Annotated in this window: 19 protein-coding genes; 7 read left to right on the plus strand and 12 right to left on the minus strand. The window is 40.0% G+C overall.

Features of this window, described 5'->3' with window-relative positions; translation table 11 throughout:
• Position 1: 1 nt before the first annotated feature.
• From ABJK37_RS24270 to ABJK37_RS24290, 5 genes are all read left to right on the plus strand, one after another.
• Positions 2 to 1,090, plus strand: coding sequence for a diguanylate cyclase (locus tag ABJK37_RS24270; RefSeq protein ID WP_348359252.1), 1,089 nt, complete (start codon positions 2 to 4; stop codon positions 1,088 to 1,090).
• Between the two features lie 58 nt (positions 1,091 to 1,148).
• The gene (locus ABJK37_RS24275; RefSeq protein ID WP_348359255.1) at positions 1,149 to 2,942 is read left to right on the plus strand and encodes an ABC transporter ATP-binding protein/permease; all 1,794 of its coding nucleotides are present in this window, start codon (positions 1,149 to 1,151) and stop codon (positions 2,940 to 2,942) included.
• Positions 2,943 to 2,946: 4 nt separating this feature from the next.
• Positions 2,947 to 3,165, plus strand: coding sequence for a DUF3820 family protein (locus ABJK37_RS24280; RefSeq protein WP_348359258.1), 219 nt, complete (start codon positions 2,947 to 2,949; stop codon positions 3,163 to 3,165).
• A 165-nt stretch (positions 3,166 to 3,330) separates the two neighbouring features.
• The gene (locus ABJK37_RS24285) at positions 3,331 to 3,477 is read left to right on the plus strand and encodes a peptidylprolyl isomerase (protein WP_348359308.1); all 147 of its coding nucleotides are present in this window, start codon (positions 3,331 to 3,333) and stop codon (positions 3,475 to 3,477) included.
• A gap of 101 nt (positions 3,478 to 3,578) precedes the next feature.
• Positions 3,579 to 5,477 (plus strand): diguanylate cyclase, encoded by a 1,899-nt coding sequence (locus ABJK37_RS24290; RefSeq protein ID WP_348359261.1) that lies wholly within the window; start codon positions 3,579 to 3,581, stop codon positions 5,475 to 5,477.
• 138 nt (positions 5,478 to 5,615) lie between these two features.
• Here the strand turns inward: ABJK37_RS24290 and ABJK37_RS24295 are convergent, their stop codons facing one another.
• From ABJK37_RS24295 to ABJK37_RS24350, 12 genes are all read right to left on the minus strand, one after another.
• Positions 5,616 to 5,963 (minus strand): Fis family transcriptional regulator, encoded by a 348-nt coding sequence (locus ABJK37_RS24295; protein ID WP_348359264.1) that lies wholly within the window; start codon positions 5,961 to 5,963, stop codon positions 5,616 to 5,618.
• Positions 5,964 to 5,978: 15 nt separating this feature from the next.
• The gene (locus ABJK37_RS24300) at positions 5,979 to 6,260 is read right to left on the minus strand and encodes a pyrimidine/purine nucleoside phosphorylase (RefSeq protein WP_348359267.1); all 282 of its coding nucleotides are present in this window, start codon (positions 6,258 to 6,260) and stop codon (positions 5,979 to 5,981) included.
• Between the two features lie 210 nt (positions 6,261 to 6,470).
• Positions 6,471 to 8,474, minus strand: coding sequence for a capsular polysaccharide biosynthesis protein (locus ABJK37_RS24305; protein WP_348359270.1), 2,004 nt, complete (start codon positions 8,472 to 8,474; stop codon positions 6,471 to 6,473).
• Positions 8,475 to 8,577: 103 nt separating this feature from the next.
• The gene (locus tag ABJK37_RS24310) at positions 8,578 to 10,800 is read right to left on the minus strand and encodes a glycosyltransferase (RefSeq protein ID WP_348359273.1); all 2,223 of its coding nucleotides are present in this window, start codon (positions 10,798 to 10,800) and stop codon (positions 8,578 to 8,580) included.
• Positions 10,801 to 10,815: 15 nt separating this feature from the next.
• A complete protein-coding gene (locus ABJK37_RS24315; RefSeq protein WP_348359276.1) occupies positions 10,816 to 12,438 on the minus strand; it encodes a polysaccharide biosynthesis/export family protein in 1,623 nt (540 codons plus the stop codon).
• Positions 12,435 to 13,661, minus strand: coding sequence for a lipopolysaccharide biosynthesis protein (locus tag ABJK37_RS24320; protein WP_348359279.1), 1,227 nt, complete (start codon positions 13,659 to 13,661; stop codon positions 12,435 to 12,437). The genes ABJK37_RS24315 and ABJK37_RS24320 overlap by 4 nt, the downstream gene beginning before the upstream one ends.
• Positions 13,621 to 14,289: an ABC transporter ATP-binding protein gene (locus tag ABJK37_RS24325; RefSeq protein ID WP_348359282.1), complete on the minus strand. Its 669-nt coding sequence runs from the start codon at positions 14,287 to 14,289 to the stop codon at positions 13,621 to 13,623. Before ABJK37_RS24325 ends, ABJK37_RS24320 begins: the two co-directional genes overlap by 41 nt.
• Positions 14,289 to 15,095 carry an ABC transporter permease gene (locus tag ABJK37_RS24330; RefSeq protein WP_348359284.1) on the minus strand — a complete coding sequence of 269 codons (807 nt, stop codon included), beginning with the start codon at positions 15,093 to 15,095 and terminating at the stop codon, positions 14,289 to 14,291. The genes ABJK37_RS24325 and ABJK37_RS24330 overlap by 1 nt, the downstream gene beginning before the upstream one ends.
• Positions 15,095 to 16,135 (minus strand): KpsF/GutQ family sugar-phosphate isomerase, encoded by a 1,041-nt coding sequence (locus ABJK37_RS24335; protein ID WP_348359287.1) that lies wholly within the window; start codon positions 16,133 to 16,135, stop codon positions 15,095 to 15,097. Before ABJK37_RS24335 ends, ABJK37_RS24330 begins: the two co-directional genes overlap by 1 nt.
• A gap of 167 nt (positions 16,136 to 16,302) precedes the next feature.
• Positions 16,303 to 17,499, minus strand: a complete 1,197-nt coding sequence (locus tag ABJK37_RS24340; protein WP_348359290.1) for a capsular biosynthesis protein — start codon at positions 17,497 to 17,499, stop codon at positions 16,303 to 16,305.
• Between the two features lie 289 nt (positions 17,500 to 17,788).
• The gene (locus ABJK37_RS24345; RefSeq protein WP_348359293.1) at positions 17,789 to 18,031 is read right to left on the minus strand and encodes a hypothetical protein; all 243 of its coding nucleotides are present in this window, start codon (positions 18,029 to 18,031) and stop codon (positions 17,789 to 17,791) included.
• Between the two features lie 89 nt (positions 18,032 to 18,120).
• Complete coding sequence (locus tag ABJK37_RS24350) at positions 18,121 to 18,576, minus strand: hypothetical protein (protein ID WP_348359296.1); 456 nt, start codon at positions 18,574 to 18,576, stop codon at positions 18,121 to 18,123.
• 133 nt (positions 18,577 to 18,709) lie between these two features.
• Here ABJK37_RS24350 and ABJK37_RS24355 point away from each other — a divergent pair, with 133 nt between their 5' ends.
• Together ABJK37_RS24355 and ABJK37_RS24360 are read left to right on the plus strand one after the other, a co-directional pair.
• A complete protein-coding gene (locus ABJK37_RS24355) occupies positions 18,710 to 19,450 on the plus strand; it encodes a dienelactone hydrolase family protein (protein WP_348359299.1) in 741 nt (246 codons plus the stop codon).
• Between the two features lie 94 nt (positions 19,451 to 19,544).
• The gene (locus tag ABJK37_RS24360; protein ID WP_348359302.1) at positions 19,545 to 20,282 is read left to right on the plus strand and encodes a hypothetical protein; all 738 of its coding nucleotides are present in this window, start codon (positions 19,545 to 19,547) and stop codon (positions 20,280 to 20,282) included.
• Positions 20,283 to 20,500 lie beyond the last annotated feature (218 nt).

Below are 20,500 nucleotides of genomic sequence, written 5' to 3' on the forward strand. Positions count from 1 at the left end.
TATGGATTTTAAAAGATTTATTCAGAATCATTTAAATACTGGTGTAGTGCAAAGCAACGATCCAGAAACGAATCAACAAATTTTTATCGCCAATTTATTTAGTTTTATTGGTTACACCGTCACTTTTATAATGGGCATAAGTGCCTTGATAAGACAAGACTACTTGCTCGGTTCGGTGCTACTTTTAGCCTGTGTTATATTTTTCAGTTCACACTTAATACTACGTTCAGAACGTTTCGAAAACCCTTACAAATTATCCGCCAATTTAGTTACTTCTTCACTCATGATACTTATGTTGTATCTCGTGTTTACCGGAGGAGTCAACGGCACTGGGCCGCTGTGGATTTATATTGTGCCACCTGTGGCGTTGTTTTTTGGAGGGATGCGCAAAGGCACTCGAAACCTTGGTGTATTTGTTCTAGTGATCAGTGTTTTGATGTTTTATCCGAATAACGAATGGCTTGGCACTGTTTACACTTTTGAATTTAAATCTAGATTAATTTACTCATTTTTGACTGTTTCATGTCTGTTTGCGCTTTACGAATATGTCAGGAAAAACTCGTTTCAGCGCATCAAAGAAATGAGTCAAAAATTCGAAAAACAAGCCATGTGCGACCCTCTATCAGGTTTATTAAATCGCCGTGGAATGCGAGAAAAGCTCCAAAATGAGTTTGACCGAAGCCAGCGTTACAACAACGATTTAACCTTAATGATGTGTGATATTGACCACTTTAAGGTGGTGAACGACAAATATGGTCACGACAAAGGTGATGAAGTGATAAAAAGTTTAGGCCTTAATTTGCAATCTGGATTGCGTAAACAGGACTCACTTGCAAGATGGGGAGGCGAAGAATATTTATTTTTATTGCCGGAAACCAGTGGTGAACATGCAATGCAATTGGCAGAAAAGTTACGCAAAAAAGTAGCCAATACACAATTCAAACAAAATGATAAGCTTTTCAGTGTAACCATTAGTATTGGCATACATCAAATTGCGAAAACTGATACGATCAATCAAGCCATCACTAAAGCAGATACCAACCTATACAGAGCCAAAGAGCAAGGCCGCAACCGCTGTATCATTGATTAAGCGATGTATTTAACAAAGGCTTATTCGAACATTAATTCTAAGGTAAAACATTCACCCCATGCGCAGCAACCGTAATCCTGTCGATGTAGACACGCCAATAAACTGGCGCATATTTTCTCAGTTGTGGCCCTACTTAACTGAATTTAAGGTCAGAGTTGGCCTCGCCCTGTTATGCCTAGTAGCCGCTAAAACCGCTAGTATATATTTACCCTTTATTCTCAAATATACCGTTGATGAGCTAAATGATACCTCCTCGACAAATGGCATTTTATTGGTCCCTTTTGGCTTAATTGCAGCCTACGGTTTACTGCGCCTAGCTAACGTTTTATTTGGGGAGATCAGAGACACACTTTTTGGCAGGGTAACCGAACGCGCCATGCGCCGTCTAGGAATCCAGGTGTTTCGACACCTACACAATTTGGACCTAGAGTTTCATCTAAATCGACAAACAGGAGGCTTATCCAGAGACATAGAAAGGGGCACCAGTGGTATCAGTTTTCTTATGCGTTTTTTGGTGTTCAATATTGTGCCTACTTTATTTGAAATCGCCGTTGTTGTTGGCGTGTTGTTCTACAACTACGGCGTTAGTTTTGCTCTGATAATATTGGCTTCAGTGATCTGCTACATAAGCTTTTCAGTTAAAGCAACAGACTGGCGTACCAAATATGTTCGTGAAGTTAATCAAGCTGATTCCAGCAGCAACTCGAGGGCCATTGATAGTTTACTCAACTACGAAACGGTAAAGTATTTTAATAATGAGAACTACGAAGCAAATAGGTATGACTCTGATTTAGCCAGCTGGGAAACCGCTAGACGTAAAAACCGTTTATCATTATTTGCATTGAACGGTGGTCAAGCGTCAATTATCGCCATTGCAATGACGAGTATGATGGCGTTGGCTGCCTACAATGTCGCCCAAGGAAGCATGACTATTGGTGATTTTGTTCTGATCAATGCGTTTACCATGCAAATTTTCATGCCTTTGAATTTTTTAGGGTTTGTGTATCGAGAGATCCGTGGCTCATTAGCGAATATAGAGAATCTGTTCAGCCTCTTAAATAAACGCCCCAAAGTGCCTATTGATGAAAATGCTAACGATTTAATTGTTAGCCAAGGAAAAATCACCTTTAATCAAATACAATTTAGTTACCGCCCCGACCGCGTTATTCTAGAGGATATCAGTTTTGATATTCTACCTGGCCAGAAAGTCGCAGTAGTAGGCGAAAGTGGCTCAGGTAAGTCAACTTTAGTCAAACTGTTGTTCAGATTTTACAATGTAAACAAAGGTCATATTAGTATCGACGGCCAAGACATTAGTAACGTCAATCAACACTCTTTACGTAAAACCATTGGAATTGTGCCTCAAGATACTGTGTTATTTAATGACACTATTATAGAAAACGTACGCTATGGCCGCCCAGATGCCACTAACGAAGAAGTGCAACAGGCTATCGATTTAGCTCACCTTAGAGGTTTTATTAACTCCCTACCCCAAGGTGAAAAAACTACAGTTGGCGAACGAGGACTTAAACTCTCGGGGGGAGAAAAACAACGAGTAGCCATTGCCAGAACCATCTTGAAACGGCCACCTATCATGGTTTTTGATGAAGCCACTTCGTCTCTGGACAGCCAATCGGAGCAAGCAATTTTGACTGCGATAAAAGAGATATCGCAAGGCCATACAAGTTTGGTGATAGCCCATCGTTTATCAACTATCGTAGATGCTGATAAAATTGTCGTCATGGGTCAAGGTAAGATACTTGAACAAGGTAGTCATAGTGAGTTATTAACAATAAAAGGTGCCTATAAAAAACTGTGGGACACCCAACAAAATAACCATGAACAAGAGTGAACAAATGGATAACAAGAGTCTACTAGAAGCAATAAACCAAACTATGCCCTTCGGAAAATATGCCGGGAGAAAGTTACTACACTTACCCGAACCTTATTTAGTTTGGTTTAATAATAAAGGCTTTCCTGATGGTAAATTAGGTCAGCAACTAGCCTTGATGCATGAAGTAAAAGTCAATGGTTTAGAGTCTATGTTAGCGCCGTTATTGAAAGACTCGCTTTGACATCTGCTGGTAATAAAAGCAAACAGCGGTAAACCCGCTGATTTTTAACTCTATTTGAAAACACTAAGAATGATGGCCCGATTAACCTATAACGTTTTACTGTTGTTAATAACCTTCTGTACTCAGGCGAAACAAGAATGGTGAACACCTACACTGGAAAACCTCATCTATCTAGAGCTCGAAACTGGCACTGTAGTCATAGAACTTGCACCATTTATGGCGCCCAATCATGTAACGAGATTTAAAAACATAGTAGAAGAAGGCTTTTACGACGGTAAATCAGAGATTTCTGTTTTGACTGTTAGCCAATAATATACCAAATACTGAGCTCTCCCCTTTTATTTTGATTTCGAACAGACGTGACGTACAATCAGTTAAACTATAGTTTTCTAGTTAAAAAATGGTTGTAATAAGTGAATCGTAGGCAAAGCAGCAGGAAACTGGATCCTCATGAACAGTTAGGTAGACGGTTGGGATTACGCATTAGTTTCTGGGCACTACTAGTACTTGTTGTCGCATCTATTATTACTTTTTTTTCAACCTACCCTCGCTACCAAGAACAAGTTATATCATCACTTAAACAAGATATTCAAGCGGCACTTGTTCCCACGGATGTGCTGTTTTCTCATGTAACAAACAACGCAAACATTCTCGCCAAGCGCTTTCTTGACCATTACCAGCATCAGTCAGAAAATCAGGCAGAGACTAATATACTGTTTCAATCTTGGTTTGAACAAACCTCTCCTGGCATAACGCGCCTTAAACAAGTTTACTTTGATGGAATATCCGACAATCATTATCTGCTGAAGGGTATCTCAGCATTTATTGGTCAATCAGACAGTCCTTTGGATCAGGAGCGAAAAGCACGGATAGTTGCTGCAACTTTGACTCTTAATGAACTTGGCCCAGCTTGGTCAGAAATGGTCAGTAACAGCCACCTTTCCATGCCAGAAAATGCGTTAATTATCTTTTCTGAGAACATTCCATGGGGTCGCCAAGCTGATAAAGATTTAATTATGACTGACTACAGCGTTCTACAATCCAGTCTTCAATCAGAAAACCCCGAGAGGGAGCCAAATTGGACCGGTTTATACTTTGACGTTTCAGCAGGTATCTGGACGATTACCTATCAACGCCCAATTGATCTGAACGGTAAACACCTCGCAAATGCTAGCTTTGATGTCGAACTAAGTAAGTTACTAGATAGTTTACAAAAAAAACGACATTCAAAAGCGGATTTTATGTTGCTCAATCAACAAGGCGATTTAATTGCGGCATCAAATATTAGTAACAAACTGAAGAACCAACCACTACTCAATCATGATAACTATCACGACCCACTGTATCAGGCGGTTTATAAAGTTATCGCCAAAAACAATAACCCCAACAATAAGCAGGTGTTTGAAAACGCGCTACCGAACCATTTGCTCATACTTCAGCCTATTCCCGGTGTAGATTGGTGGTATGCGGCACTTTACCCAGAAGACTTGATTCGCGAACAGGCCACGACCCACTCTCTGATACTCAGTATTACCGGATTATTCATATTAGGTTTACTGCTGCTAATCGTACATTGGCAGGTAACCATAGAAGTATCCCAACCACTACACAGGCTCGCTTCAGTAGCAGGATTGATGGACACGCAAAATTATCGCGATGTCATTACAACGAGTACTAAACAATGGCAATTCAAAGGTGAGGTAAAGCTTGCTCTGGATGCATTTAGGACAATGGCTCGGCGATTTGTCAAAGCTCAGCACGGACTAGAGAAACAGGTTCAGCTACGAACGGCTGAATTAGCAGATGCGAACCAACGCCTTCAACAGCTTGCGCATGTAGATGGTCTTACCGGGTTACTGAACCGACGGTCATTAGACCGTGACTTAAAATCCATTTTATCCGGCGAAATACCTCACGTTCTTGCCCTTGCCGATATTGATGACTTTAAATTATTTAATGATCATTATGGACACGAGGCTGGAGATCGAGTTTTGCAACAAGTTGGCCAATGTCTCAGTCAGATAAGTGGCGTGCATGCCTATCGATACGGTGGTGAAGAGTTTGCCTTATTAATACCTCAATCATTAGTAGACGCTCAATCATCGATTCTTGAAGATGTCGTTAAACAAATAACCCAAATGGAAATCCCCCACCAATACAACAGTCGTAATGCTGACGTGATCAGTCTTAGTATTGGAGCCGCTAAAGTACCACTGGGTCAGGCATTATCCACTGTAATAAAACTGGCCGATGAAAATCTTTACAAAGCGAAGAAGCGTGGTGGTAATTGTGTTGATAGTGATATTAGGTAAACCTTCAAGCTATTACGGAGGCACTCATCTTAATTTTCATTGTAATTTTCCCGAAATTTAAGTGTGTAGGTTAAGAATTTTGGCAATAAACAAGTAAAATTTCGCCTTATTGAAGCATCTGCGAGCTGGATAAAAATACTAATTCAAAGCCAACCTACGTTTCCAATCACCATTATGTTCTAACAAACAGGCTTGCTCGGTATCAAAAAACACATGACGCCTAACGTCTTTAAGCAAAATTCCTGCTTTTAAAAGTTGCCGTTGAATTTGCTTACGCAGCGCTTTGTCTTGTTCACTGGTTAACATAAGGTCAAGCGATTCACTGGTATCTAAAACACAGGTAATGACTAAGCTCCTAGGAAAATTAGCATAATTGGCTGAATGAGTTAACCACTCAAAACCAACTATATCTTGTTTCGCATTCTCGCAGACAACAGTCAAAGCCTTCACCACATTGTTATCTAACTTTTTAACTGTTTTGTTCATGTTCTGATTAAACAATTACCCATAAGTACATAAGTATGCGGTATCGTTTTTCACTTGTACTTTAAAGCTTTGATTAGCTTCAACAGTGAACTGCTGGCTTGGACCAAAAGTTTGCCACTTATCATCACCGGGCAATTGCACCGTTAAGGCGCCACTTACCACAGTCATGGTTTCAAACTGACTAGTCGCAAATTCGTAGTCGCCTGTGGCCATCACGCCCATAGTTGCCGGTAAGGTGTCAGTATCAAAAGCAATAGATTTTACTTTTCCATCAAAATATTCATTTACATCAAACATGGACTTTCTCTTTAATAATAATCAAAACTTAAGGCGCAATTTAGCAGTTTTTTAAGCAGTTAGAAGCCACCAACAAAACCTAAATTAGAAGCAAAAGTACTAGGGCTATTTTAGCAACAGTGTTTTTAACTCTGAGCGTACTACTGTTGCCTTAAATACCATGCCCCAAAAAGAGAGAAAAGCTGGAACCTCCCTTTCGGGCAAGTCCGATTACCTGCCGAGTATGCTATTAAGCTTTACAACATTTCGAGAAATAAATGATCTTTTTTTAATGCTCGCATTTTTGTTATTGCTTAATTTTGAAATGAGTATTTCTGGGCTTGTCCACAGCCCTGTTTGCCAGTCGATGTAAAGCGGGTATTCGATTAATGCCACATAGACAAGCTCTAATAACGACCGTTGAGTGTCCCTCCTACTTGGTGGGTGACGATCCGTTGTTAAGCCCCAGCCAGCATAAAAAGGTTGCCCCCAAGTGTGAACTTTTACGTTATGAATTAATGCTTCAAAGCCGCTCAAAGATGTCATTGTGTGAAGCTCATCTATTTTTGAGTACAAACTCGTCAAGGGAAAGTCAGTCACAACACTGTCAACGCACTGTTGCATACACGGCTTTGAAACACTACCTGCACGGTTACCAGAGACTACGTCAGGGTGAGGTTTGTAAACAATGTATGATTCTGGGTTGGCCTCGCGCACCGCATTGAGTAATGCTTCATTACTTTTAATATAAGGACTACCGGTCTTGATTGAGGCATCACCATCAACTTGTCCAATCACTAAAATGACTAGTTTATTTTTGACATCAATTTCAAAGTTGCCCCCTTGGCCAACATTGTATTTACTGACTCCAGAGCGGCGAAGCAGCTGAATTAACGACTCGGCTCTACTTTTTTTACTCTGGTTGATTACGGAATGATTTAAAAGAGTTTCTAAATCAGACGCAGAACGGCTATCAAAATAGATCCCTCGCTTGTCAAAGGACAAAGAAGAGGGGCGAGATAAATTAGCACCTAAACCACTGGAGCGAATAAAACCATCTTCAACACGAATACAATCGGTTAACTCAGGATATTTCGCCCCCCAAACCAATATTTTTTCATTAAAGGCCAAACTAATCGGCGGTTTACTTACAAAAATTAGCTTGGCCGACAAATGCCGACAAAAATGCCGCATAAACCCGCGTTTCCATAACGAAAACCCGACTAAGAATAATCGACGATAAGGCACCTTAGCTGGGTATTGGAGCTCAATGAGTGTCAGGATATTTTCAAGTTCACAAGCTTGCTGCATGGTCGGATCATAATACTTTGTGTACTTAATTAAGGCTGCATGTACTAACTGCTCAAGTGTCGCTGTTCCACGTCGCTCACAAACCAAAGTATCATGTGTTAACCCCCATCCGGCGTAAAAAGGCAAACCAAAACAATAAACAGATTTATTGTATAACAAGGCCTCGAAGCCCATTTGAGAAGAAACAGTGTAAATCGCGTCTACCGCTTTAATTAATGCGTGAGGATGACAATGCTCGTCAATTATTTCTAGATGCGGTAATGCTAACTTCGCTTTTAACTGGGCTAACACGCCGAGTTTTTTGCCAAAACGGGTATCAGGGTGAGTACGTAATAACAACCGAGCATTAGGATGGTTTTTTTTAGCTTGGGTAACCATCTTAATAAAGCTATTTTGATCTGCCATTGCTCCTGCAATCGATAAATCACCAGCAACTTGATCAACAATTAAAATACAAGGGCGTTTATCAGCCGATAGCTTTTTGGCTAACGCAGCAGGTAACTCAGCAGATTCATAACAGTTGTACTTAGTGGCAGCAACATCTACTATTTTTTCTATGAGTTGTTGGGTGCGACCACGTTCAACATCGGTTAAAATATTGGCAATATAAGACTCTAACAAACATGGCTTGCGGGCATCATAATAAACACCTAACTCGTCAGCAATTAACGCAACAGCATGGCCTTTACGAGCGGGATGTCCAATATAACCAATAAAACCATCTTCAAGATGCAAGTATTTCAGATTACGCGTGTCTGCGATTTTTTTCGCTTTTAGGGTGTTAGCTTTCACCCCCCAACCAACCACCACATCCTCTGGAGAATAGTTAATTCGTGAAGAAAGCCTTGATAATGTTTGATTAAAACAATGTTCGATTAAAGCCTTACGTTTACTGATCCCTTTAGATGTAGTTAAAATTGTCATAGGAAAATAGTTTCTTGGTCATTATATTTGCTTGGCAAACACGCATGTTGATATGGCATGGCTCTATTTTAATGTCTGCTTAATTGTTTATTTTTAACATTCACTAGCGAAGCGCATCTTTAAAAAATGTGACTGGCTCTCTTATCAATTTCAAACTTTTTCTCTCAAATCTTTCTTTAAATGAACGGGATTTAAGGGTGTTATCTATGATTACTTTTTTAGCACTTGCTAGCTGAGTTGAAGAACTATTCTCTCCATTTGTGTCAGCATTTTTGCCACTGTTATTTTTTGTGGCTCTAATCACACTAGGCAAAAATTCACCATAGGCTTTTGAGTTCCAAGGTACTTGTGCGTTATCGTATTGGAAAAACAATGGGCGACTACTGAGTTGTTTTATTTCAGTGAAAGTCAATTTTTCGGTAATAGAGCGCAAGGAGCCATCTTCTTCTTTTCTAAGATAGGTAGAAGTACTCGCAAAAGAATAAAAATCGTTTTTCAAATAAGTAATGAATTGCAGTACTTTTTCCCAATCGACGCTTTGGGGTGCATTTATGAATGTCATGACTTCGTCTAAATTGCTGGCTTTTTTGTTAACACCTTCAATTCCGTAAAAACAATCAGAAACATAACAAAGTGGTGTTTTAAATAGCATAGCTAACACCCCAACTCCTGAGTTCATCAGCAAGGTTTTATCTGCTAACGATAATAAATCGTAGATGTGAGTGTCATCTTCAACAAATATCACATCCGCTCCAACAATGGGACGCTGCGTTTCCAGTGGGTGTTTTTTAGCCAAAACAACCCACTCGTTGGGATCAAGCTTGCGTTGTACATTGGTAACTAACTCACAAAATTGTTCATACCCGCCTACATCACCAGAGAAATATTTAATAACCGTATCACTGGGTCGTTGAAAAGGAATAAACAGGACTTTTTTGCTACCAATTCGATAAAGCTTATCTAACTTTTCTCGCAACAAATCCTTGCCTAACCTAGCCCCATTTTCTTCCAGTGTATTACCGCACTCAATCAAGTTATCGATATAAAAACTGGTTTCGTGCAACACATCACCGTGAATATGCTGCCAATTTTGGTAGTCGTATTTAGTACTGTCAGCATTAAACCCTGTTTCGTCTATGAACCATGAATCTGGCAAGGCTCCTCTCTCAAACACCATAAAAGGAAAGTTTGTGCTTTTCGCCCACTTATAAAGTTTTAACCTTGTTTCGTTGCCATAAGGATTCCAAAAGAACAACCTTTGAATATTGTTTCTTTTAAGAAATTTTTCGAAATCTTCGTTGCCATTAAAAGTAAATTCACTTCTATATTCTAGCTCGCCTAGGTAGGGAAGAATTTGTCTAATAGATAACCAAGATTGATCGCCTTTCACTCCCAGTATTAAGGTTTTCTTTCCTAAATTAAGGTCAGCTAAAGGCGAAGGTCCAATTTTATCTTGGTCATACTTCACCATTAGGTCAGTCAGTAGCGCTTTGTTTCTATGCATACTCCCATGATAGGCACCTCTTTTGGGCCTAGGGTGCCATATATGAATTAAAAACAAAGAAGAACGCATCGCGATTTCTCCGTATAACCCAAAAAACGCTCTGAACCCTTGGTATTCCATTGATTCATAATTACCACTATTCAAATAGTAATTTTTCGGCCTAGCGAATTTAGGAAAGTTGGCTGCTAGTCGATGAATTAATTCAAAGTCTTCGCATCCATGTCCATAAAACTCTTTTCTGTGACCGCCCAATGCTAAATAGTGTTCTCTATTGACTACCATGACGGACGTCGATGGGGCATATGAGTCGATTTTTCCAAATGTCTGATATTCATGCCAACGTTTAACTTGATGAAAAGCGAGTTTTCTATCCATTTCTAAAAACTCATGGCTGGCGTTTTCACTAAGATAAAAGCAAGGAATAAGGAAAAATGAATTGATACACGCAGTCATGTTTCTAAGCTTAATTTCATCCACTAATTTTTCGTAGAATTTGTTATCCCAAACCAAATCGACATCCATAAACATGACGATATCTGACTTGGCATGTTGCACACCAAAATCCCTGGCGGCACCAACAGAAAAAGTCTCGCCCCTACTATCGTGGAACAAATATTGTACGTTGTGACTGTTGCAAATGTTTTTTAATATTCGTGAATAATGTTCATTGCTTCCTGAATCAACCATGACAAAATTGACTAACTTAACGGCATCAGTTTCAGCTAATTGCCTTTCTAAATTTGCTAATACGTATTCGCGATCTGCACTTACCCGTATCGGAATGATTACACTGAGCAATTCATAACCATTTACATTTACCATTTTTCTAAACCGCCTCTAAATTGCCAAAATCACAGCTGCACTGGCTGCTATTTGATAGATCACCTGAGTGATATCTTTGGTCAGCTGAAAGGACTTTTCATCCGGTTTAGCTAAAACAAAAATCTCATCACCCGCGGTGATTACTTTATGTTTATTTAGTTTGTTATTTACTGTTAGTACGTTGCCATTAGGTTTCATAACCAACACATTGACATCATCCATATCTTGCATTGCACCACCAGCTTGTTGGATAAAGTCTTTTGCTGACAAACCTGTTTGATAGGCAATGGCGGTAGGAAATAACACTTCGCCATGCACCATCACAATATTTCGTTTTGCGGGGATCACCACTTTATCACCTTGTTGCAAGTAGATAGGGTGACTAGAGTTGTGGTGGGATAACAGTACTTGCCCGTTAGGCTGTACTTTTTTAGCCTTGTCTATCCAGGTCAATATAGTTTCTGCTTCTTTACTGCGTAACTGCGCAGCTTCATTAGTTTCTGAGCGCGCCGTAAGCACACTTTGTTCTAGTGCTGTGAGCGACTCCAACAACATCGCTTTTTGGCGCTCTGCGACAGCAGGGCGAAATAACTGCATAGCTTGTTTATTTGAAAGAGGCGTAAAAATTATCTGTTCGGTTAACTGTGATAATGTCGCCCCCCAAGGTAAAACTATTTCTTGCTGGGAGTTATGCTCCCCCATTACCGTTACGCTAATACTTTTAGCACGAAGTTGAGAGCTCACTTTTATCAACGTACCCGGCTGCACCTTGACGTTAGCCAATTCGTCAACGCTATACTGACTAGCAACGACTTCTCGCCCTATGGGTGTCACCAAAGTCACATGGGTGGCTTTTTCTTGGATCGCCACCGACTTTAAAATATCTTCTAAAAAGTTAACACCTTGCTTAAGTTCATATTTACCGCTATAGCCAACTTGACCTTCGATATTCACTTCGGCCAGTTTTGGTGCCACAAAAATTAAATCTCCATCTTGAAACTGGGTGTTGAGTAACTGCCCCTGATTTAAAAACCCATACAAATCGAATGTATTTAATATTTTGTCATTACGTTTTATCTGGATGTTACGGTAACTGCCAATATCAGCTCGAATGCCGCCAGCTTGATCAATAAAAGTTAAAATACTGTCGGCGCTATGCCCCTGATATAAGCCAGGTTTAGAGACTGTGCCCGACACAAATACTTTTACCTGTTCACTTGTAGCTAAGTTGGCGTACACCTCTACATTAGATTTATATACCCGTTTTATCGATTTTTTAACTACTTCGTTTAATTGACTATTTTTCACACCTTTAACCAATACAGGCCCTACCTTAGGTATAAAGATATTTCCATGCACATCGACTGATAGTTCGCCTTGGAAATCTAATCCGCCCCATAACTGTACGAGCACCTTGTCTCCGATGGACAAATGATAATCAGGATTAAAACCACTAAATCCGACTTTATTAAAATTACCGTTAAATAACCAATCACCATAAGTATGACCAGGCTGTATTGAGGTCAACGCATTAGGTTGCACCTGTGCTTCTTGGGATAGGGTCACGGCTGAATTTGCTACCTTGGCAACACTGCTGAACACGAGCACCAGTAATATCCCCATACAAACCAGTTTCATTCGGCATGCTCCTTAATAATTGCCACAATAAGTTTTGCTACCAAATACATGATCAGTAAACTAACAAACCAAGTAAATATGCTGTAAATCCTTCTTGGATAGCTGGCTTCATGGGCTATTTTGGCCGATTGAATGATCAGCAAATGTTTAAGCTTTTGATACGCCTCAACTCTGGTTGCCTCTAACCCCGCCAAAGAATTTTTGTAGAGTTGCAACGCTAATTCAGTATTGAGTTTTATTTCTTGAAACGCGGAGTTGATTTTGTTGAGTGAGCTCGCATCACCGGTTGTTAAGCGGGCTTGCTCTTCTAATAACTGCGCTTTTAACGCCTTAATATTATTTTGTTTAGTTATCACCTCTGGCGCACTCTGGTGCATATAGGTCAATAGGATTTTGAGCTCAGACTCTAGAACCACTAACGACGACTCTAGTTGGTTAATCACCTCTAACAAAGCACCACTTTGTTGCTCTGGATTAAATAATTTATTAGTGTCTTGAAACCTCACTAATGCGGTTTGTTGTTGTAAAAATGCGTCGTGGGCGCGAGACACTTCTAGCTTAGCGAAATCCATTTGGTTATTTACCATTTTGACCCCGAGTTGATTAATAAATACTTCACTTTCAGTCAAAATTTGTTGTGCTATCTTTTGCGAATACTCGGGTGAAAATGTTTGAACTTCAAGGGTTAGAATACCTGCTAGCTCGTCATAACTGACCGTTGTGTGAGCCTGATAAAATGCCAAATAATCTTCGGCTGTAGCGTTTTGATTTAAACGACTAAACCAATCCCATTGCGACAAAGCATAGTGCTTTTGTAATTGTAATTTTGTATCGAGTCTTTCCGATAATTCACGGGACTTAATAAAAGCCATTATGATATAGGCATCTTTACTGCTTAATGATGTCGCCCCTAAAGACGCCAATCCACCTAAGGTCACTTCTTGGCCATTGGCTTGTTCAACCACAAATATGACTTGGCTAACATAACGAGGCGAAGCAACTAAACCGTAATAAATAACCACCAAAAGAGACGTTAGCAACACCAATAAAAACGACCCCAAACGCGCCCAAGTGGCATAAGCGGTCTTTATCGCTTTGAGGTAGGGGCGCGAATCTTTGACAAATAACACTGGGCGCGTTCGTAGCTTTCGCAACTTGCGCTGGGTGTTCGAAAGAGAAGGATTAGTGTGTGACATAGCAGGATTGGTACTCTTGTAACGCATGGTCTAGTTCGTCAAAGTAATGTAAATTTTGGTCTTTTATTAACAAACCTGCTTGGCAGTATTTTTTAAGTTCATTGGCTGAATGGTTAACCATGATCACTTTGGTATTTTCATATTTGTTCTTAAGCACCTTTTCACTTTTTTTCTTAAAATTGGTATCTCCAACAGCCGTTAGCTCATCCACTAATAACACGTCAAAATCAAAATCGAATGCCATGGTTAAACCAAAGGCCACTCTGGCGCGCATTCCACTAGAGTAGGTTTTAACTGGCTCATCAAAGTAAATGCCGATTTCTGCGAAATCACTGACCTTTTCTTCCACCAATTTCGTGTTAGTGAAGCCATGAATTCTGGCGACAAATCGTACATTTTCACGACCACTCATTGAGCCTTGTAGGCCTCCTCGTAGCCCTAAAGGCCAACTAATTTTAAGGGGACTGATAACTTTACCTTTTGATGGGTAATCGGCACCGCCTAATATCTTAATCAGCGTTGACTTACCCGCGCCGTTAGGGCCCAACACTCCTATACTTTTATCCATTGGCAAACTTAAATTGACACCTTTGAAGATATAACGTCGCCCTTGTTTGGTGGGGTAATATTTGCTGAGCTGTTTAAATGTGATCATCAGGCTGAAAACCTCACCCTGTTAATACGGTATAAACCTAATCCTAGAAATAGTGAGCCGAGAGCAAAAAGCATGACGTACTGCCAGTCACCTACAGGAGTGGTGTAAGAATCAAAATAAGCGTCACGACTGAGTTCAATAATATGAAATATTGGGTTCCAGGTGAGTAAATACCAATATTGGGCGGGTATCATAGTGGCTGCAAAAAACACGCCCGATACGTAAAACATCGGGGTGAGAACCATAGAAAGAAGTTTGGGGGTGTCATCCCATTGCTGCACTGCAGCACACAGGGCAAGTCCCAAACCAAAGCTGATAATAACAAGCAAACCATTCGCCACAAAAAACGGTAACAACTGGTCAGGGAGCACGTCAAACCCTAACCATGCCAAAACAGCCATGATCACTAAATATACTATTGCATAAGTGGCTATTTCGATGACTAACCGAGTAATCACAGGATCGACCGGCGCGACTTGTCTGTATGCAAATAGGGCTTTATTAGAAGCAATACCCAATGAAAGTTGCGGTAATAATTTCGAAAACAGCTTAAACGGTAAAATACCCGTAAACAAAAACAAGGCTACCGGCACATTGGCTAAACTACTGCGGCCGATTAGAGTAAAAAGCAACCCTAACACTGCAGCTTGTGCAATAGGCTCGGCAATCGCCCAAAAATACCCTAACTTTGAAGAGCCGAAGCGAGCTTTCACTTCGCGCATTAAAAGTGCGTGTACGGTATCACACATGATTTTAAAGGCGTTTCTGCTCGGTGCGGCATGGGTAAATTCAGAAAGGTTTGGCATTACTGAAAATACTCCAACACACCCACCACTTTTTGCCTATTGACTTCATCAACCACTATTACACTTTTAATGTGATTTTCGCGCATCAACTGTTCCGCTTCTATTAACCGCTGATCTTGAGAGATGGTAATAGGGGTAATGGTCATCATGTCTTTGGCGGTAAGTCCTTTAAAATCGACACATCGAACTAAAGAACGACGTAAATCACCATCGGTAATAATCCCTTGTAACATTGCGTTGTGTTCGACTATGGCTAAACCTAAGGTTGAGCGTGTCATAGCTAAAATAACGTCTTGCATTGACTGGTTCATTGTCACTAATGGTAAATCATTACTATGCATGACATCTTTAACCTGAGTTAACAAGCGTTTCCCCAAACTACCGCCGGGATGATAGAGCGCAAAATGGTGGGGTTTAAAATCCCTAAGATGAATCAGGCCGACCGCCAATGCATCACCCATAACTAAAGTTGCAGTAGTAGAAGACGTGGGAGCCAAATTGTTTGGACAAATTTCACGATCAACTTTTACATTTAAAATCACGTCTGAATTTTTCGCTAAGCTACTTCGGGTATTACCGGTGATGGCAATAATTTTATTACCAAAGTTCTGTAAAGATGGGACCAGCTTGAGGATTTCATCCGTTTCACCTGTGTTTGAAATCAACACCACAACATCACTTGGCTGGATCATCCCCAAGTCACCATGAAAAGCTTCGGCTGGATGCACAAAAAATGAAGGAGTGCCTGTTGATGCCATAGTCGCAGCAATCTTACGACCTATGTGTCCTGACTTGCCCATACCAGAAATAATTACCCGGCCTGTGCTAGCAGCAATCAAACATAGTGCTTGCTCTACCCTCTGTTCGCAGTGCTGAGCCATGTTTTTTATTTGCTGGCTTTGAGTAAGGATCGATTCTTTACTTTCTTGAACAGCCGCTTTTAACTTGTTTCTATCAACGCCATCATGCAATTGGGTTGGATGTGCAAAAGGTTTAACAACGTCGATTGCTGCCTGTACCTTTCTTGAATGTTCACCCATAGCCATTCTTCCTAATAATTTGATTCAATATAAAAATTGAAGGGGAATTTCCGTCGCTAAATATCACAGCGACTACTTAAATTAATTCCCGTGGAGTAACTTGTTGTTTAATTTACGCAATACCAAGGTTTCAGCCGGGTTAAGGCAATGTCTACTCTTCACAGAGATTAACTGAGTATGATTTTTGAAATAGCCGCGAAAGTGTTAGTTGGCTTCATATAAAAACTTCCAGGTATTTGGTTGTTTTCCTTCAAGAACTGTGTGAATTTCGAAAATTTATCAACGCAAGGTTTACAGGATATATTCCAAAACTCATGCAGTTCTTTTTGACTCGTCATACCTGCAATATTATATATTGCGTTACCTAACACTTTGGTTGGCGTACCATGATGGAGTGATGAGATACCCACAGTGCTATTAACAGTAATCGTTCCCTTTGCATGTTTTAATAAGGTAGGCAGGTGAGTATCATGACAATAAATCACCCGTTGATTAAGGTCGTATGCATAACAAAGCTTCTTAATAAATCTTTGGTAATTAGTAAAACCTCTATCCATTGGGTGATGTTTAAAGACTAGAAAATCATCTTTATCAGCATTTTTTGCAAAGGACTCAATCACAGTGCTTATAAATTCTTCAACAGAGCCAAAGGGCGAATGAAACAAAATTTGGCTATCCACACTCACTTGTAAAGGCACAAGAAAATACTGTTTAGAGAGACTACTTTTAATGGACTTTGATAACTTATAATCGTTGTATGCGTAGGTCACTTTTCTAACCGCAGCTCTAACCCAACTATAAGTTTCCTCACTAAATAACCAAGGTCTATGATGAATATAATGTTTATATTTGTACGAATAGATAAGTTTAAAAAAATAATAAATAAATGCGTTTACTGACATAAACCAAAAAGAGTTTCTTCGTGTCAAGTTTTCGCTTTCTGATAGTGACAAGCCAGTACTATTAAACTGTTCAAATAACTCGTTAGAGAATAATGAATTACTATTTACTCCTTCACGCTCAAGGGTAATAAATGACGGACGCAAATACCCTTCTTCGAAAGCCCACAGCTGTATACCTTGTTCTGACGCGACCTTTTTAGCGATTCGATGGTAAAATCTGCAATCGCCAAACACCACAATATCGGTAATATTATGCTTGCTTAGGTACGCTTTCAAAAACTCGGACCAGTCTTGGGGCTTTCCTACATAGGCTGTGGTGCGTTTACTTCGAGCAAAAATATCGTCACCACCATTCAGCGCAATTTGATAAGTAGTGACATCGTCTTGTTTTGCCATAAAGTCTGCAAGTTGTCTAAAAAACGAGCCTACGGGTCCCTGTAAAAATAGTATGTTTTTGTGCATCGTAAACCTATGGTAGCTGGAAAACAGAATAATAAACTTCCCGATAATTAAATCTATTACAAAATGTAATTGAACCGACTAAAAAATGTAACTGAGCCTTAAGCAAGGTAATTTTTTTGGCAAAACAAAGAGTAGCCACTTCACAATCAAGGAAGGCTTTGATTCGATTTAACTTGAAAATACCCTACAGCTTTAAATTATTGGGGCGTGGGAGACTGGAAATGTCGCAATTCCTTTTGCCATTACAAATTTAAACGGCATAGTACTATGACTATGCCGAAGATCAATCTTATTCTTTAGGCTTTTTGTCGCCCTCTTGTTGTTTTTTCATTTCCTGTTTGCGCTCGGACACGGCTTTAATAGTGGTTTCAGCACTTGGATCAGGCAAAATCATTTGAAAAAACAAACCAAAGGCAATCGCCCCCACTTTGCGATTTTTGGCCCAAGTTGTCATTTTGATACAAAAGTAAATAAAGCCAAAAAAATATACCCAAGGTTTCAGAATTTGCCACAAAACAATTAGACTATCCATAATTTCTCTCTAAAAACGGCCAACCGAATCCAGCCGACCTAAAAATTTGTTGTAAGGCAAAACGTTATTTGCCAATTCGAAAAATTTAATTAAGAGACATGATTGTCAGATTCATCACTTTGAATCTGCTTATGATGAGCGTGTAAAGTAGAAATGCGCTCGAAAGTGAGCGCTAGAGCCTGAAGAAAGTTAAAAGAGGTAAAAAGTTTGACTCGATAAACCTCACAAAAAGCAGCGAGCCCCCCTTGTAATTCCTTTTGAAAATCCAACGTTCCCCAGTGCTGTGCGCCCCATTTTAATTGGGGCTGCCACAAATTGTAGAGAGGTACATAACGTTGTAAAAACTCATGATGTGATCGGACAACTTGAGTATAGATAGATTGATTGTGAATTTTCTTATCTATTTCACTTGTTTTGGTAACTTCAATATGAAAGATTCGAGCAGTGTTGTGTTCAATTTCAGTATGATCAAGGTTATGAAACTGCAGAGCCAAAAAACAAGCAGCAAAAAATATCGCCACCACTTTGCCGCATACACTATTCATAACATACTGAGAATTAACACTTTCATAGTAATCTAAGTGTAGGCTGGTTGTGAAAACACAAGCAATAAAATTCAACTTAATCAGGTCTGGCTATTAAGCGACCTAAATGTGTAAGACTTATTTGAGGAAGTCCATGATAATTCAGCATCAATATAATGATATTCAAACGAAAACAGGCGTAATGCGAACATCAGTATTTCGCCCAGCGAAGAATGGAAGTTTTCCTACCGTAATTTTCTACTCCGAGATATTTCAGCAAACCAGTCCTATCACCCGTAGTGCACAGATACTAGCCGGTCACGGCTTTGTGGTACTGGTGCCAGAAATTTTCCATGAGCTTAACCCGATTGGAACCGTATTGGCCTATGACGATGCAGGAAAAGACAAAGGTAACACAGACAAATTCACAAAATCCTTAGAAGATCACGATTCAGACACCCAAGCCATGGTTGAATTTGTACAACAACACAACTTCTGCAATGGAAATATTTCAGTAATGGGTGTGTGTATTGGTGGCCACCTTGCATTTAGAGCCGCTTTAAACCAGGACGTTTCTGGCGCGTTTTGCTTATACCCAACGGATATTCATTCGAACACTTTACCCTGCCAAACAGGCAATGATTCTTTGAGCAGAAGCCGAGATATTCGCTGTCCTATGGTTTTGGTGTTTGGGAAACAGGACCCTCATGTGTCTGCGGAAGGCCGCCAACTTATTCATCAAACTCTCAGTCAAAATGACTGCGACTTTAGTTGGCATGAAGTTAACGCCCAACATGCTTTTATGCGTGATGAAGGTGATAGATACGACGCAGCACTAGCCATGCAAATGTATCGGATGGCCATTGATTTTTTTCATAGTACTCAACATAACTAAGTCAGCCATGACTCATATTTTTCTTGGAAGACTGCCACGCCTGGCTATTTTTATTTTGTTAATTGTTTCTGCCATGCAGTGCAAGGCAGTGACAGTGGATCAATTTAGTGTTCACGGTTTATCTAGTTTTGAGGAAGAGCAAGCCAATATGTTGCAAAATTGGCTTACTCAAGGTGTTAACGCCACTCGAGCAACATTAGGCATTTACCCTACCCCGCTGTCTCTGCATCTTTATCCTAGAAAATCTAATCAACCCGTGCCTTGGGCCTTTACGAGGCGAGACAAAAAAGGCAGTGTTCATTTTTATGTAGACCCACGATTTGGTCTAACTAAATTTGTCAATGACTGGACTATCTATCATGAATTAGCCCACATGGCGCTACCTTATTTGGGACCGGAGTATCGCTGGCTATCGGAAGGTTTTGCTAGTTATATGCAATATCAAATTATGGTGCAATCAGGGATTTTAAAAGGAACTTTGGAACACCGTTATAAAAGTAAAATCCAGCCACATCTACGTTGGTTTAACAGTGACTTAACGGCCGCCTCTATTGCCACAAGATTAATGGACAACAAACAATACCCCGCAGCATATTGGGGCAGTGCCTATTTTTTTGTTTTGGCAGATAACAAATTACAAAAACAACACCAAATCAGTTTGCCTCAATTGATCAATCTCTACCAAGATTGTTGCCGTACACAAGACCATAACTTAGAAGAAGTGCTCGCTTCACTTGATGGAATTATTGAAGACAATCTGTTTAGCCAATTGATGAATGAGTTCAAAACCGCCCCCGCTAGAACCTTGTATCCTGAGGTTTTTGGTCAGTAGATTAGTGAATCAGAATAACTGACTCATTTGTGTTGTGAGTTCAATAGGTCATTGCAAAGCTATTATACCAATCCATCCTAACAATTGATCGCTCAGCGAGATTTAAAATCACCTAATCAAGGTGCTCGAATGAAGCAATAGTTATTCTATTGTAAGTTCTAGCAACGCAGAGTAGGAGCTTTTAAACCTCGCCCAAAGGGAGAACACCAGCGACTTTC

Source organism: Paraglaciecola sp. (assembly GCF_039964565.1).
GTDB lineage: Bacteria > Pseudomonadota > Gammaproteobacteria > Enterobacterales > Alteromonadaceae > Paraglaciecola.

Coding starts and splice junctions, on each gene's coding strand:
- ABJK37_RS24270 (WP_348359252.1), top strand. CDS start 2: ATGGATTTTAAAAGATTTATTCAGAATCATTTAAATACTGGTGTAGTG.
- ABJK37_RS24275 (WP_348359255.1), top strand. CDS start 1,149: ATGCGCAGCAACCGTAATCCTGTCGATGTAGACACGCCAATAAACTGG.
- ABJK37_RS24280 (WP_348359258.1), top strand. CDS start 2,947: ATGGATAACAAGAGTCTACTAGAAGCAATAAACCAAACTATGCCCTTC.
- ABJK37_RS24295 (WP_348359264.1), bottom strand. CDS start 5,963: ATGAACAAAACAGTTAAAAAGTTAGATAACAATGTGGTGAAGGCTTTG.
- ABJK37_RS24300 (WP_348359267.1), bottom strand. CDS start 6,260: ATGTTTGATGTAAATGAATATTTTGATGGAAAAGTAAAATCTATTGCT.
- ABJK37_RS24305 (WP_348359270.1), bottom strand. CDS start 8,474: ATGACAATTTTAACTACATCTAAAGGGATCAGTAAACGTAAGGCTTTA.
- ABJK37_RS24310 (WP_348359273.1), bottom strand. CDS start 10,800: ATGGTAAATGTAAATGGTTATGAATTGCTCAGTGTAATCATTCCGATA.
- ABJK37_RS24315 (WP_348359276.1), bottom strand. CDS start 12,438: ATGAAACTGGTTTGTATGGGGATATTACTGGTGCTCGTGTTCAGCAGT.
- ABJK37_RS24320 (WP_348359279.1), bottom strand. CDS start 13,661: ATGCGTTACAAGAGTACCAATCCTGCTATGTCACACACTAATCCTTCT.
- ABJK37_RS24325 (WP_348359282.1), bottom strand. CDS start 14,289: ATGATCACATTTAAACAGCTCAGCAAATATTACCCCACCAAACAAGGG.
- ABJK37_RS24330 (WP_348359284.1), bottom strand. CDS start 15,095: ATGCCAAACCTTTCTGAATTTACCCATGCCGCACCGAGCAGAAACGCC.
- ABJK37_RS24335 (WP_348359287.1), bottom strand. CDS start 16,135: ATGGGTGAACATTCAAGAAAGGTACAGGCAGCAATCGACGTTGTTAAA.
- ABJK37_RS24340 (WP_348359290.1), bottom strand. CDS start 17,499: ATGCACAAAAACATACTATTTTTACAGGGACCCGTAGGCTCGTTTTTT.
- ABJK37_RS24345 (WP_348359293.1), bottom strand. CDS start 18,031: ATGGATAGTCTAATTGTTTTGTGGCAAATTCTGAAACCTTGGGTATAT.
- ABJK37_RS24350 (WP_348359296.1), bottom strand. CDS start 18,576: ATGAATAGTGTATGCGGCAAAGTGGTGGCGATATTTTTTGCTGCTTGT.
- ABJK37_RS24355 (WP_348359299.1), top strand. CDS start 18,710: ATGATAATTCAGCATCAATATAATGATATTCAAACGAAAACAGGCGTA.